General features: G+C 49.2%; 10 protein-coding genes. 9 read left to right on the plus strand and 1 reads right to left on the minus strand.

Features of this window, described 5'->3' with window-relative positions:
• The first annotated feature begins 22 nt into the window (after positions 1–22).
• From KJW29_RS31035 to KJW29_RS31070, 8 genes are all read left to right on the plus strand, one after another.
• A complete protein-coding gene (locus tag KJW29_RS31035) occupies positions 23–3,583 on the plus strand; it encodes a DUF4838 domain-containing protein (RefSeq protein WP_214627494.1) in 3,561 nt (1,186 codons plus the stop codon).
• A gap of 34 nt (positions 3,584–3,617) precedes the next feature.
• A complete protein-coding gene (locus tag KJW29_RS31040) occupies positions 3,618–7,493 on the plus strand; it encodes a DUF4838 domain-containing protein (protein ID WP_214627495.1) in 3,876 nt (1,291 codons plus the stop codon).
• Positions 7,494–7,551: 58 nt separating this feature from the next.
• Positions 7,552–8,280: an SDR family NAD(P)-dependent oxidoreductase gene (locus tag KJW29_RS31045; protein ID WP_214627496.1), complete on the plus strand. Its 729-nt coding sequence runs from the start codon at positions 7,552–7,554 to the stop codon at positions 8,278–8,280.
• Entirely contained in the window at positions 8,274–9,101 is an 828-nt protein-coding gene (locus KJW29_RS31050) for a creatininase family protein (protein ID WP_214627497.1), read from the plus strand. The genes KJW29_RS31045 and KJW29_RS31050 overlap by 7 nt, the downstream gene beginning before the upstream one ends.
• Positions 9,101–10,207 carry a hypothetical protein gene (locus KJW29_RS31055; protein ID WP_214627498.1) on the plus strand — a complete coding sequence of 369 codons (1,107 nt, stop codon included), beginning with the start codon at positions 9,101–9,103 and terminating at the stop codon, positions 10,205–10,207. The genes KJW29_RS31050 and KJW29_RS31055 overlap by 1 nt, the downstream gene beginning before the upstream one ends.
• A 50-nt stretch (positions 10,208–10,257) precedes the next feature.
• Positions 10,258–10,629, plus strand: a complete 372-nt coding sequence (locus KJW29_RS31060; protein WP_214627499.1) for a RidA family protein — start codon at positions 10,258–10,260, stop codon at positions 10,627–10,629.
• Positions 10,630–10,848: 219 nt separating this feature from the next.
• A complete protein-coding gene (locus KJW29_RS31065; RefSeq protein ID WP_214627500.1) occupies positions 10,849–11,775 on the plus strand; it encodes an NHL repeat-containing protein in 927 nt (308 codons plus the stop codon).
• A 274-nt stretch (positions 11,776–12,049) separates the two neighbouring features.
• Positions 12,050–13,351: an alpha/beta hydrolase family protein gene (locus KJW29_RS31070; protein ID WP_214627501.1), complete on the plus strand. Its 1,302-nt coding sequence runs from the start codon at positions 12,050–12,052 to the stop codon at positions 13,349–13,351.
• 49 nt (positions 13,352–13,400) lie between these two features.
• On the opposite strand, the gene KJW29_RS31075 is transcribed toward KJW29_RS31070, so the two are convergent.
• Positions 13,401–14,294 carry an AraC family transcriptional regulator gene (locus tag KJW29_RS31075; protein WP_343222710.1) on the minus strand — a complete coding sequence of 298 codons (894 nt, stop codon included), beginning with the start codon at positions 14,292–14,294 and terminating at the stop codon, positions 13,401–13,403.
• A 130-nt stretch (positions 14,295–14,424) separates the two neighbouring features.
• On the opposite strand from KJW29_RS31075, the gene KJW29_RS31080 reads away from it, so the two are divergent.
• On the plus strand, positions 14,425–15,219 hold the full coding sequence (locus KJW29_RS31080) for a phytanoyl-CoA dioxygenase family protein (RefSeq protein WP_214627503.1): 795 nt from the start codon (positions 14,425–14,427) through the stop codon (positions 15,217–15,219).
• The last annotated feature ends 52 nt before the right edge of the window (positions 15,220–15,271 follow it).

Here is a 15,271-nt window from a genome sequence, read left to right on the forward strand (position 1 = left end):
CGATAAGAAGGAGATGATTAATGTGGTAAGAAAGCGCTTTCTTTTATGGGGGATGATTATTATGCTGTTGTTTTCCGTAGTTCCCTCGGTTTTGGCGGAAAATGGCTCAACCGGTTTGCCTGAGGAGATTGGTATGGAGGCTTTGAATGCAGTGCCGAATGATACGGGTCCCAAGCTCGCATTGGTCGAGAACGGAGAATCACGGTCCACGATCATCTTGTCGCAAAGCGCAACCGAACAGGAACAGAAGGCCGCACAGGAACTCAAAGACTACATCAAACAAATATCTGAAGTTGAGCTGCCTGTCGTGAGCAATTCGACCGGCGTGGACGGAATCAAGATCTATATTGGAAGTGCTGCCCCAGACCTTGATACAGATAAGGCTGCGATCCGGGCGAAGGGAGATGAACCCGACTCATTCCGGCTGCATGTAGAGGAGGGAGCCATTAACCTGGTAGGGTTGGACGACCGCGACAAAGGAAGCCTTTATGCCGTTTACGAGCTCCTCGAGCAAATTGGCGTACGGTGGTTTATGCCTGGCGATATCGGAACTGTCGTTCCGGAGCTGGAAACGATTGAGGTTAACTATCAAGACACCATTCAGCACGCGGGTCTTTCTTTCCGTTTTTTTCAAGCTACCACGCCATATTTATGGGCTGCCGGTATGCCGATGGGGAGCAATCTCGAAGAGGCTGCACCCTGGGTCGAGCATATGCGCCTTAATCAAAAGACAGTAGGTGCGCATGAATTGTTGAGCTCCCCTCCATCGAGATCAACGCGAGCGGATCTGTATCTGCCCAACGCCGACGGAACACCTTCGTTACACCTCGACGTGACGAAGCCGGAGGTGCTGGATATGGTTGTAGCAGAGTCGCTTGCAAAAATGCAGAAAAATCCCAACCTTGAATATCTGAGTATAGGACCAAGCGATGGGCATGTGGTGGTACTCAAGCCTGACCCTGAATGGGATGGGGATGATAGGGATGTATTAACAGGAGCATTATCAACGACGGATCGTTATATAAAATTTTTTAATCTTGTTTTGGAGGAACTTGAAAAAGAAGGCTATCAAGATGTGAAAATTGTTTTCTACGCTTATAACACTTACTATAATCCGCCGGTACGGTGGACGCCGAATCAACGAATTGTACCGATGATTGCTTCCCTCACCCTGGATCGGATACACAGCATCGGAAATCCGCTTGCATGGGAGCGCAACTATCTAAAAGAAGTTATTGATGGCTGGAATGAAGTAAGTCCCACGGTAATGATTTACGACTATCTGTATAACCCTGCCGATCCGGGCCTGCCTGTTTCGCTGGCAGAAAGAGTAGGTACAGAGTACAAGTACTTCAAAGAACATGGAGTTATAGGTATACGCGCCGAGACTACGCCGGAGTGGGGGTATGGAGGCCTGGGACTTTATCTGGCGGCCAAGATGATGTGGAACCCCGATCTGGACGTGGACGCTTTGCGGGAGGACTACTTTACAACGTTTTATGGACCTGCGGCATCGCCGATGAAGGAGCATTTTGAAATCTTGGAAAATGCTTTTGCAAGAGCGGATTATTCCGCCGGAAACATTTATGATTTCCAACACATTTTGACCGATGAAGTCATGCAAGAATTGGCAAGAACACTTGGGGAAGCAAAGGCGAAGGTGGCAGCGGATTCGGTATATGCCAAACGGATTGATATGATCAGCATCGCTAATGGTTTCAGTGAAAACTTTCTTGAAATGCTCGAACAGTTCAATCTTTTTCATTTTGATGCGGCAAAGGAAAAGCTTAATAACGTTTATGATTTCAGGGAACAGGCCGTTCTTCACTCCCCGGCCATTTTAAGCAGCTATAAAGCTTATACCTATGTAGAGTGGTTTTTTGACAGAATGGTAAACGGAGGAAAACAACGGGTCAGCAATGGAAACCAAATTGTTGCTGAGTTGCCGGATGAATGGAATGTCAAGCTGTTCCCAAATGCATCCGGCGTTGACCTGGGGCTTTGGAAACCTGGCTTGGGGACAGAATCCTGGAGGAAGCTGAAAACTTATTCAAAGACCTGGTCCGCCCAAGGGCTTCGTTATTACAAGGGACATGCCTGGTACCGGACAACGATAGATATCGCCGAGGAATTTGACACAGGAAAACCGATTCGGCTTTGGTTCAGCAGTATCGATGAGACAGCCAGGGTTTGGATAAATGGCGAAGAGCTGTCATTGGTGCAGAAGGGGACGGGTTTGACAAAACCTTGGGAATTCGACGCTACGCCGGCGGTTAAATTCGGCGAGCCCAATGTCATTGTTGTTGATGTGCGTAATGAAGACATAGATGAACTGGGTACCGGTGGGATCATGGGTCCTGCCATGCTTTGGCAGGTCAATACGGAGTTGGATTATCTCCCGCCTGCGGATGTGAAGAACTTGAAAGCTGTACACATCCCCGGTACCGCCACCGTGAAGGTAACCTGGGATATACCCGCAGATAATACAGGGGTTACAGGATATCAGTTGGAAATGCTGAACCGGGAGAGCGTAGGGGGAGTGCTTGGATCGGTAATCACTGCGACAAATGAATATATCGACACCGGTATGGAACCCGGCATGGAACGCAGGTACAGGGTAAAGGCAATCGATACTGGCGGAAATAAATCGGTTAACTATAGTGCTTACGCACGCGTAACCATGAATCCGCCCTCAACGGTGACGGGTTTGAAGGTTAAGCAAACCTCCGCCAACCAGGTTTATATAAGCTGGGACCCTTCTACCGTTTATGAAGATTTCGAAATTGCCGGGTATAGCCTGGAAGTGCTGAACCAGAATCCTCCGGGGGGAGTGCTGGAAACGATAAAATCGACAACGAATGCGTATATCCTCAGCGGACTGCAACCCGGTATGACACGCAGGTTCAGGGTGAAGGCAATCGATACTGCCGGAAATATGTCTGCTGATTATAGTGCCGTAGTACAGATAACAATGGCGGAAAATGTAACGCCTGCCGGCCCGCCTACAACCCCAACCGGTTTGAAATCGGAGCCGCTGGCTAACGGCGCGATGAAAATAAGCTGGGATCCGGCGACATCTGATGTAGGGATTGCCAAATACGTGTTGGAGGTGTGGGATGTAGACGGCGGAGCGGGACAACTTATGACGGTAGAAGCAACAACAAATGAATTTATCTTCACCGATTATTTTAAAATGGGCATCGTACGCAAGATAAGGGTACTGGCAGTTGATAATGCTGGAGGTCAATCTGCCGTGAGTGCTTTCATGACTCTAAAAGTCCCGCCTACAAAGCCTACGCTGACCGTTGAGCAGATCTCTGACACCGAGGTGAAAATAAGCTGGACTGCATCCGAATCGGTTTACGGAATGAGGGAGTATGTTTTGGAATTGCTGAATCCGGTCCCCCCTGGAGGAGTCAACAAAGAACTAATGAGAGCGTTAGAAACGGAATTTACCCACACCGGACTGGAAGCTGACGGTAAGACGCTTAGGTACAGGGTAAGGGCAATCGATCATTATAGTACGGCGTTCCCGAATGTAAGCTCTAGCGACATAGTGGAAATCATCATGCAGCCCCAATGACCCTCTAAATTATGGATGATAGGAGTTGAGCATCTTGACAAGAAAACTTTTTCTTTGCTGGGGATTAATCATGGGGTTGTTGTTTGCTTCGGTGCCCCAGATTTTGGCTGCAAATGGCCCTTCGGATCCCAAGCTTGTATTGGTGGAGAACGGAAAACCACGGTCTACGATCATCTTGTCGCAAAGTGCAACCGAATATGAAAAGAAAGCGATGCAGGAACTCAAAGACTTGATTCGGCAAATATCCGGAGTAGAACTGCCTGTGGCTGATAACACGGCCGAGGTGCAGGGCACAAAGATCTATATCGGAAAAGCCGCTCCAGATCTTGATGCAGCTAAGGCTGCAATCCGTGCCAAGGGAACTGAACCCGATTCATTCCAGCTATATGTGAAGGAGGGGATCATTCGATTAGCAGGATTGGATGACAATGACAAAGGAAGCCTTTATGCCGCTTACGAGCTCCTGGAGCAAATTGGCGTGCGGTGGTTCATGCCCGGTGATATCGGCACCGTAGTTCCGTCTATGCGTACAATTGCGGTCGGTTATCAGGACAACATCCAGCACCCGGGCTTTGATTTCCGCTTTTTGCAAGCTGTTGCGCCATATGTCGCGGGTGCCGGTTTGCCGGTGGGCGTCAATCTGACAGAAGGTGTACCTTGGGTCGAACATATGCGTCTGAATCAGAAAACGTTAGGAAATCATGGATTACTGATTACATCGCCTACGAATAAAGAACGTCCTGATTTGTTTTTGCCCGATGCCAAAGGAAATCCGACTGGACAATACGATGTGACCAAGCCGGAAGTACTGAACCTTGTCGTGGCGGAGGCAATCAGAAGATTGGAGGCAGATCCCAAGCTTGAATATCTAAGGATGGGACCCAATGACGGGCCTGTAACGGTACTCCAGCCTGACCCTGAGTGGGACGGGGATTTTAAGGGTGCCATACATGGAGGAACATTATCGTTAACAGATCGCTATATGAAATTTTTTAATCTTGTTTTGGAAAAGCTTGATGATGCCGGATATCAGGATGTGAAAATTTCTTTCTTTGCCTATGACGAGTATTATTATCCGCCAGTCAAGCATATGCCGGATCCCAGGATAGTACCGATCATCGCTTCCATTAGAACGGATAGGATGAAAAGCATTGACAATCCGCTTTCGTGGGAGCGACAGCACATCAAAGACATGATTGACGGCTGGAAAAGGGTAAGTCCTAACGTAATGATATATGATTATCTTTATAATCTTGCTGATCCGGGGCTACCTTTTTCACTTACAGAAAGAATAGGAACAGAATACAAATATTTCAACGAACAGGGGATTATCGGCATACGCGGCGAGGCGCTTCCGGCATGGGCCTATCATGGACCAACGCTCTATTTGGCGGCCAAGATGATGTGGAACCCCGATCTGGATGTGGCTGCTTTGCTGGAGGACTACTTTACAACGTTTTATGGATCTGCCGCAGAGCCGATGAAAAGACATTTCGACATTTTGGAAAATGCTTTTGCCCAGGCAGATTATTATGCGGGAAGTATCCATGATTTTCAGCATATTTTAAGTGACAGTGTCATGCAGGCGATGGAGCAGTCGCTAACGGAAGCTGAAGATGCGGCGCAACGGGCAGCGGATCCCGTATATGCCAAACGGGTCAATATGGTGCGCGTTGCTTTTAGCTTTGGCGATAACTTCCTTCAAATGAAGGAACGGATTAACAGCTTTAAGTTTATTGAGGCTAAGGAAAAATTCGATCAAATCTCTAAAGTAAGAGAACAGGCTGTTATTCACTCTCCTGTCATGCTCAATACCCTTGCCTCCTATAATTATACGGACTGGTTTTTTGATAAAATCACAAATCAGGGAAGTCAACGGCTCAGCAACGGCAACCGAATGGTTGCCGAGTTGCCGGACGAATGGCATGTTATGCTGTTCCCGAATGGTTCCGGGGATAAATTGGGGCTCTGGAAACCCGGGTTGGGAATGGAATCCTGGATGAAACTGAAAACCTATTCGGAGTCCTGGTCCGATCAGGGGATTGGTTATTACAAAGGACATGCCTGGTACAGAACAACGGTTGATGTTGACTCGGAGTTTAATACAGGAAAGCCGATTCGGCTTTGGTTCAGCAGTATTGACGAGACAGCGAGAGTATGGATGAACGGTACAGAGCTGACATTAGTTCAGAAGGGCTCTCCTCTGATGAAACCGTGGGAGTTTGACGCTACGCCGGCGATTAAATTTGGCGAACCGAATTTGATTGTCGTTGATGTGGGAAATGAAGTCCTGGATGAACTGGGTACCGGGGGGATCACCGGTCCTGCAATGCTTTGGCAGGTCAATACGGAACTGGATGTAACGCCGCCAACGGCTCCGGAAGGTTTGAAAGCCGAGCAAATCTCCGGCAGCGAGGTGCGTGTAAGCTGGTCGCCGGCTACCGATGATGTAGGCGTTGTCGGATATATTCTGGAAGTGTTGAACTCGCCGGAGATAGGCGGAATTAATGGAACGGTCAGAACGGATTCAACAACCTATATTCACGCCGGATTGGAGACCGGTACGGTACGCAGGTACAGGGTAAAGGCCATTGATGCGGCCGGAAATATATCCGGGATTAAAGATGTCGTGCTGATAAAGATGGCGAACGGGACGACAAGTCCGGGGACGCCTTCCCCGACACCAACACCAACATCGGTGCCTGGAACAACGTTTGAGGATGGACGTGTAACAACGACGATACCTGTAAAACCCGCGACAGATCAGAACGGAAAGGCTGTAGCGCCAATATCCGAGAAACAGGTGGAGGATGCCATCGCGAAGGCTGAGGCTGAAGCGGCAAAGCAAGGTGCAGGAACAGTGACGACAGTTAGAATTGAAGTGCACGTGGGGGCGGATGCCGGGACAGCGGGTATTAGTCTGACAGATGAAGCCCTAAAAGCATTCATAGATAGCAAGGCGGATACCTTGGTCGTTTCTACACCGTTTGGAACGATGACCTTGGATGACAGGACGGCAGAAGGACTTCTGAAACAGTCGGCGGGGACCATAACCATTACGGCTGCGAAGGAGAAAGACATCGGATTGCCGGCTGGAATTCGGAGCCAGGTTGGCAGCAGACCGGTAGTGAGCTTTGATATTGTAAGCGGAGAAAAGGGAATACCACAGCTTGTAGGCAAAGCGGAAGCAGCTATTCCGTATACACTGAAAGCAGGAGAAAATCCGAATGCCATTGTCGCTTATGCCATCAACGAAGAGGGGCTACCGGTGATAGTGACCAGTGGCATCTACGACCCGGCAACAGGAACACTGACCTTCAAGATAGAAGGAGCCTCGAGGTTTGCAGTCGCGTACAACAAGGTCGGCTTTGCAGATGTGGCAGAGGGCGCATGGTACTATGATGCGGTTACCTTTGCGGCGGCAAGAGGAATCACTACAGGGGTGGGCAATGGAAACTTCGGTTCGCATGACAGTGTAACCAGAGCTCAAGCCTTGGTCATGATGATGAGAGCTTTTGGTATCAGTCCTGATGAAAACACCGGAAACAACTTCGGTGATGCAGGGAACACCTACTACACCGGATATCTTGCAGTGGCGAAGCATTTGGGAATTACCAACGGGGTAGGCGGCAATAAATTTGCCCCTGACAGACAGGTGACCAGACAGGAATTGTTTGTGTTGGTATACAATGCGCTTACGAACATCAATGAACGGCCGGCAGCAGGCAACGTCAAAAATCTGTCAGACTTCAAGGATGCAGGGAAGATTGCCGATTATGCCAATCACGCCATTGAACAGTTTGTGAAAGCGGGAATAATCTCCGGTACCAATGGCAACATCCTGCCGCAAGATTCGGCAAGCAGAGCGCAATTTGTACAGATACTCTACAACATCATGACTAAATCATAATAACTAGGCGGAGTGAAAGGGTAACGGACGGAGAACGGTGAGGGTAGGAGGATCATACGTGTACAAAAAGAGCTTAGAGAATAAGATTATTTGGATTACCGGCGCATTGGGACTGATAGGCAAAGCTTCAGTCGAACACTTCCTGAAAGAGGGAGCATGGGTGATTGGTTCGGATTTGCACGAGCTCTCCACAGTGGATGAGTTCCTGGAATGGAAACGAATGTACGGGGAACGATTGGATCTGTATGCGTCAGATGCGACAAATGAAGAACAAGTTAAAGATGTAATTCAGCAAATAAAGATCAAATACGGCCGATTGGATGGTTTGTTCCATAACGTCTACACCCAAATCTGGAAGACGATTTCCGAGGCGTCGTTGCAGGAGTGGAACCTTGTCATCGAGGGAACGTTGACAAGCACGTTTATCGTCAATAAATATGTCGTGGAGATGATGAAAGAGTCGGGCGGAGGGACTATCGTCAATACATCTTCCGTGCTCGGCAATATTCCGCTCAAGAATGCTCCGATTGCTTACAGCTCGGCGAAAGCAGCGATCAATCATCTGACTCGTATTATCGCGGTCGAGCAAGCGCCGTTCGGCGTGCGTGCTAATGCGATCGTGCCGGGAGATATCAAATCCCCCGATGGTCTTCAGTCCACGCATAACCTGATCGGGAGAAGCGGCCGTCCGGAAGAGGTCGCCTGTTTGGCGGCATTCTTGCTCTCGGATGACTCCGCTTACGTTACAGGCTCACTCTATCCAATAGATGGAGGATTCATGTGTTGAACGGAATAGACTTTGGCGCATACACGCGCGAACAATTGAAGCAATTCGCCAATGACGGTTACACTGTGGTCATTCCCTTGGCCGCTACGGAGCAGCATGGCCCGCATCTTCCGGTGTGGACGGATACGGTGATCTGCGAACGAATATGCCGGGAGGCAATTGGAATCGCCACAGGTGCTGGGGCGAAACTCCTGATGGCGCCGGTGCTTGGCATCGGCTGCTCGGAGCATCATCTCGCGTTCGGGGGAACGTTGTCCATTTCATCAGAGGTATACCTGCAGATACTGATGGACATTGGACGGAGCTTGTGTCTTGATGGTTTCGGGAAGCTCGTCTTCGTGAACGGCCACGGCGGTAACGAGTGGGTGATGCAGCAAGCAGCAGTGGATCTGACTCTACAATATCCGGTGTGGACGGCTGCCGCGTCTTATTGGAACTTGGCGAAGCAAGCATTGGTGGACGCTAATGCCGGGGAGATCGGTCCGGTGCCTGGCCATGCTGGCGCATTCGAAACAGCCATGATGATGGCGCTCAATCCGGAAGTCGTGACCGGCCCCTTCGAGAAGCAGGAGCATCCCGCCATTACTTCGATCGCGCGCGGGATGACGAATGTCTTCGTCGGCCGTCGCGGCATCATTACCGGTTGGGACGGTTATACCGACTCGCCGGGCGGGGCGACGAAAGAGCTGGGCGAGCACTTTTTTTACGTAATTGCAAGGGCAGTTGGGGAGTGGCTGGTCTCATGCTGCAGTTCTATGGAGAACATTGGGCAGGCAGGGAGTGCGGAGAAGGTGGATCGGGAGAAAGGGGGCAATCGATAATGGGGCAAACGGGTGGATCGGCCAAGCCGAAAGTAGCCGTTATTATAACGGAGTATCGTTACAATTCACATGCCGAAGTCATTGTCGGGCGTCTGTTCGGTCAGCTCGGATACAAGCCGCGCATCGAGGTCGCGTCGCTTTATTTGGATCAATTTCCTGATAACGATATGAGCAGGGAGGAGGCGGCGCGTGCGGGTATACCGATTTGCGGGACGATTAAAGAAGCGATTGTCGAAGCTAACCGTCACGGTCAGGGGCTTGCAGGCGTTCTGATTATAGGAGAGCATGGGCAGTATCCGATGGTCCCGAACGGTCAGAAAGACTATCCGCGCAGGCGCTTTGTGGAGGAAACGCTGAATGCGCTCGATGAGATTGGCGTGCGGGTCCCGATCTTTTCTGATAAGCACTTGTCGTGGCACATGGACGATGCCTTATGGATATACCGATCGTTGAAAGCGCGCGGAATTCCTTTTTTGGGAGGCTCTTCGATTCCGCTCGTTCCGCTCGCTCCGGCCGTCCACGAAGCGTCGTTGCAGAAGCCGCAGGAACTGCTTGCGGTTAGCTTTGGGGGAACCGAGGATTACGGTTTTCACGCCTGGGATGCTTTACAGTCGTTAGCGGAGAGACGTTCGGGAGGAGAAACCGGCGTAACGTCCATACGAGTTATCCAAGGCGAACAAGTCTGGGAGGAGATGGATCGGGGAGAGTGGCCGGAACAATTGATGCATCTGGCGCTCGCAACTCATCCGGATCGCCGGGTTGGACATCCGCGGACAAGAGTAAACGGTCCTGTATTGATGACGGCGAGGTACGCGGACGGGTTAACGGGGTATGTGCTGCAACTGCCGAATGAAGTTGAGCAGTGGTCCGTTGCATGGCGAACGTTCGCAAGCGAGGAGTACGCCGTACGGTTCGAATCGGATTTGGCGCGTCCGTTCAATCATTTCGAGACGTTAACGGCAAGGATTGAGGATATGGTCCTTAGCGGGCAATCTCCCGTGCCGATCGAAAGGACGCTGCTTACAACCGGAATGATTCATTATTCGATGGAATCCCTCCATCACAATGCGACGATTCAAACTCCTGCGTTGCATATTCAATATTAATGGACAGCTTTAGTTGAACCATATATTAATAGAAAAGGTGGTTTTTTTACATGAGTAGCGTGCCGAAAGTGTTGCCCTTCTCCTCTTCTTCTCGTATCGGCGACTCCATATTCGTTTCCGGACAAGGCGGGCTCGATCCGCAGACAGGTGCGGTTGTCGGTCCTACGTTGGCAGAACAGACGGTACAAACGATGGAAAATATTCTCGCGATATTACGAAAAGACAATCTTGATTTCTGCCATGTCAAGAAAGTAAACATCTACTTATCCAGACGGGATCTGTACAAAGAGTTTAACGAAATATACGCTCGGTATTTCACCGCTCCTTATCCAGCGCGAACAACTGTATACTGCGACTTGAACTATGATTTGCTTGTCGAAATCGACGTTGTCGCCGAGATGATGAGCAACGGTACGAAGTAATCATCCGAGCAGCAAAAGACCGCCTCTATTTTGCATAGAGGCGGTTTGCTTGTTGTGGTCTTTCTGATTATGTTAGAACAAAGGCAGGATTTCACCGGTTGGCAAGGTAGAGGTTTGGTGACTTGGGTGACTGGTAAAAAAAGCATGGCATTGTATAATGATAGACAGGATTTCCAAGCTGCTTGGAGCCGGATAATTGTAGAAGGAGGAGAAGTACATATGGGGAAATTCATTGGCAACGAGACGCATCAATACGAAGTGGCCGAGGGATGGGGCCGGCTTCCGGAGGGAATCGCTTATGGTTATACACACGGTATCTGCGTAGATGCGGAGGATAATGTTTATGTCCATCATACAAACAAACACTCTGTTGTCGTGTTTGACCGCGAGGGCAACTTCAAGTATTCATTCGGCGATGAGTTCGAAGGGGGAGCGCATGGATTTTATCTGCACCGGGATTCGGACGGCATAGAGTACTTATATTTTACAGATACAGCACGTGCATTATTAGTAAAAACAACCCTTAAGGGCGAGGTGCTGTTAGAGGTTGGTCAGCCGGACCGGCCTGATCTGTATGATGCAGAGCGTAAGTATATTCCGACGGATGTATGTGTGGCGCCTAATGGAGATATTTATGTAGCAGATGGCTATGGTCAATATTATGTACATCAATTTACCTCTGCGGGAGACTATGTGCGCTCCTGGGGCGGGAGAGGCTCAGAAGCGGGCAAGCTACTTGAGCCGCATGGCATTTCCGTTAACCTGCGTGGAGATGAGCCGGAGCTATATGTTGCGGATCGCAGCAACAATCGCATTCAGGTATTTACGCTAGAAGGCGAGCATAAGCGGTTTATCGATCAAAATCTGGATTTTCCTTGCAGCTTTTACTTCTTCGGCAACGAGATCTATTTGCCGGATCTCCACAGCAGAATCACGATTCTGGATAAAAATGATCGTCTTATTACCCATCTCGGAGAAGATCAACAGGCGTACAAGCAGGCCGGATGGCCGAACTTGCCGAAATCGTATTATCGCGCAGATAAAGTAAGCTCCCCGCATGGCGTGTGTGTCGACTCGCATGGCGATGTATATATTGCGGAATGGATTTTTGATGGCCGCATCACGAAGCTTATCCGTCAAAGCTAGCCTGTCTAGCATATTTAATGGCGTTCTGGACGGGTTCGTCCGGCATGCCGCAATGCCCGGCACCGAAAAGGAATAGATGTCGCAACAAGTTGAAATAGACTATAGGAAAGCCACTCGGAATTTACTTCGCCGGGTGGCTTATTTTGTTTGTCAGGGTACTTTTATGATTGCAAATCAATGTTACACTTGTTATAGTTTATATATAACAGATAGTGTTGATGTTGAGGACGACGAACAGCATTGCACAGCGATAAAGAATATGGAGGCGATTAGAATGAGAAAAACTAGCGTTTACGTTTGCTTACTGTTAGCGACTTTATGGATACTGGCCGGCTGCGGAAAGTCTAAGGCGGAGGAACCTGAGGGACAATCCGATTCATGGCAAAGCATAGCCGGGTTATGGGAGGGCTCTATTGACATTCCTAATCAGCCGCTGCTTATTATTGTGAAGTTCGAGGAGAGCAAGGGTACGATTAGCATTCCTATTCAAGGACTTACGGATTACCCGCTATCAAGCGTGAATCTGACCGATACCGATTTGTTCTTTGATATGAGTATTGGAGGACAGAAGATTACGTTTGACGGCAATGTCGAAAAAGAAAAGATTGCAGGCACTTTTAAGCAGAACGGTAAAACGTTCCCTTTTGAGCTGAGCAAGAAACAAGAAGAGTCTATCGACGAGGGGGATATGGTACAAATGGAGGTTGCTAACGGTACGATGCTGGGTCAGTTGGAATTGCCCGCAGGAGAAGGTCCATTCCCGCTCATGATTATTAATGCCGGATCAGGGCCTACTGATCGCGACGGCAATTCGTTGTTGATGCCGGGCAAGAACAACAGCTTGAAAATGATCGCCGAACAGTTGGCCGCAGGGGGTGTGGCAAGCATTCGCTACGATAAGCGCGGTATTGGCAATAATGCTGGATTAGGCGGTAAAGAAGAGGATACTGCCTTTAAAGATTTTGTAGATGATGCGGCTTCCTGGGTTCAGTTTGCAAAGAAGGATAATCGTTTTTCCAAGGTTGGCATAATCGGCCATAGCGAAGGCTCCTTAGTAGGCATGGCAGCGGCCCAGCAGGCAGGTGCAGATGCGTACGTATCTATTGCAGGAGCAGGCAGGCCGATTGATCAAGTGATGCTTGAGCAGCTCGAAGCGCAGCTTCCGGCTAATTTGCTGAAGGAGTCAAAAGATATTTTGGAACAGCTAAAGCAAGGCAAGCAGGTGGACACTTTCAGTGCTGAGCTGCAAAATCTATTCCGCCAATCCGTACAGCCTTACATGATTTCCTGGCTGCAGTATGATCCGGCACGATTGCTGGGCGAGCTTAATATTCCAGTGCTTATTATTAATGGAACAACGGATATACAGGTGCCTGTCAAGGATGCCGAGCTTTTGCATGAAGCCAAGAAAGAGTCAAAGCTGCTTATCATCGACGGCATGAATCATGTATTAAAGGAATCGTCCAACGATCAAGCTGAAAATATGGCGACATACACAAATCCTGATCTTCCATTAGCTAAAGGGTTAATAGATGGAATTGCCGGCTTCTTGAAGGAAGCAGGCATTATCCAATAGATGGCTTCTCGGCATGCCGGTTCGTCCGGTATGCCGAGAAAACAAAATTTCAATTCCTATTCCTATTCTTTCGAAATTCCCTCGGTGTACACCCTGTGTATTTACGGAAAATGCGATTAAAAAAACTAATATCGTTAAAGCCGACGTTCATCGCGATGATGGCTATTTTGTCGTCAGATTGCTTTAATGCTTGGCAGGCGCGACGAATTTGGGCAGCATGCTTGAATTCGACGAGACTCATACCGGTCGCGCGCTTGAACTTTGCGGTAAAGGAAGAAACGCTCATTCGACATGTTTCCGCGAGGCTGATAAGCGTCAACTCTTGTTCGCAATGCCGTTCGACGAAGTCGACGATCGACGTCATCCAATCGTAACTGGATGGCGTGTTTGGGGCTTGAAGCAACTCACGGTTTTCATTATGGTAACGACTGAGCAGCACCAAACACTCTATCCATCGGCTTTTAATGATGATGGAAAACCCGTCGCGGTGCTGCTTAAACTCTTCATGCATAACGCGAAGATGCGATTCGAGTTGCAGACGCTGATAGTTGTCTAATGCGGTATACGGGACAAACGATGCGTTGTTGCGCAAAAAAGGAGCAAGGTAGAAAAAGTCGATGAATGCCGGAAAACGAAGCAAAGCTTCCATTTCCCGCTCGAGTAACGTCCGATGAAACAAGATGTTGTAAACGATAGTTTCCTGGTCCGAAGACCCGATATAGCCATGAACTGTGTTTGGTTCTATAGCGAACACATCACCGGGAGAGAGAGGGCTGTTTTTGTCCATCCATTCGTGCATCGCGTTTCCGGATACGATGTAGACGAATTCCACGAAATCATGTTTGTGCGGAGAAATGATTTCATTTTGCTTTATGGTGTACCGATCAATAAAAAAAGGGAAAGACGGATCATCGAAAAACTGCTGCCCCCTCATCTCGATCATTTCTTAATTACCCCCGAGTGTTTTGGTAGATAGTCTTAGTTTTTTCTTCAATACCCCAAGATTGTAAGCCAATGAAGTTGTAATGTAAAGCTAAGAAAGCACAAGTATGGAGTGAGAGGGGCATGCAGAAATGTTGGGGAAAAGTGTAAAGGCAACAGAGGAACAAGTGGGGTTTTACCGTGAAAACGGGTTCGTGCAAATGGATCATGTATTGTCGCAAGAGGAATTGGAGGAGCTTCGCGGGTACATGGACGAGGTGATGAATAACGAAGGGGGAAAAGCGGTTCATACGGATCAACAAGGAGGCGCTTACAGTAAGGTCCTGAACCAGAAGGTCAATACATGGAGAGATCACGGTGGTATGGGGAAGTTCGTGCTGCGTAATCGTTTCGCGGAACTTGGCAAGCAACTGACGGGGTTCTCTGGCGTTCGGTTGTTTCATGATCACGCCCTATTAAAGATGCCAGGAGACTCCAAGCCGACGCCATGGCACCAAGACCGTCCTTACTGGCCGATGGTCGACAACGGTAAACCGCTGCAAGCTTTCTCTATATGGATCGCCCTCGACGACGTAGACGAGAACAACGGCTGCATGATGTTCGTGCCCAAGTCGCAAAAGATAAAGAATCTGAAAGGCGTGGATTTGGTTTCGCCCGAAGATATTTTCGGACAGGAGGGCGCTTCCAATGCGGATCGGAACACCGCCGTCATCGTCCGGATGAAAGCTGGCAGTTGCACGTTTCACGACGGCATGACCTTCCACTACGCTCACGCCAACAACACCGCCAAGCCGCGCAGGGCGCTTGCGATAATTTTCTTCGAGGATGGTGTTACATTTAGCGGCGGAAATCATCTGGTGACAGACGGGGCGGGGCTTGTTGCGGGAGACAACTTGGCAGGACCGTTGTTTCCGCGTTTAGCTTAAAGAGGAAGAAGGGCTGGCCGCTCCTTTCGAAAAACCCAGTCATAGAACGCAT

Origin of the sequence: Paenibacillus agaridevorans (genome assembly GCF_018604145.1) — a bacterium.
Taxonomy (GTDB): domain Bacteria; phylum Bacillota; class Bacilli; order Paenibacillales; family Paenibacillaceae; genus Pristimantibacillus; species Pristimantibacillus agaridevorans.

Excerpts from the sequence above, each read along its gene's own strand:
- KJW29_RS31055 (WP_214627498.1), top strand. The coding sequence starts at position 9,101 with ATGGGGCAAACGGGTGGATCGGCCAAGCCGAAAGTAGCCGTTATTATA.
- KJW29_RS31060 (WP_214627499.1), top strand. The coding sequence starts at position 10,258 with ATGAGTAGCGTGCCGAAAGTGTTGCCCTTCTCCTCTTCTTCTCGTATC.
- KJW29_RS31065 (WP_214627500.1), top strand. The coding sequence starts at position 10,849 with ATGGGGAAATTCATTGGCAACGAGACGCATCAATACGAAGTGGCCGAG.
- KJW29_RS31070 (WP_214627501.1), top strand. The coding sequence starts at position 12,050 with ATGAGAAAAACTAGCGTTTACGTTTGCTTACTGTTAGCGACTTTATGG.
- KJW29_RS31075 (WP_343222710.1), bottom strand. The coding sequence starts at position 14,294 with ATGATCGAGATGAGGGGGCAGCAGTTTTTCGATGATCCGTCTTTCCCT.
- KJW29_RS31080 (WP_214627503.1), top strand. The coding sequence starts at position 14,425 with ATGTTGGGGAAAAGTGTAAAGGCAACAGAGGAACAAGTGGGGTTTTAC.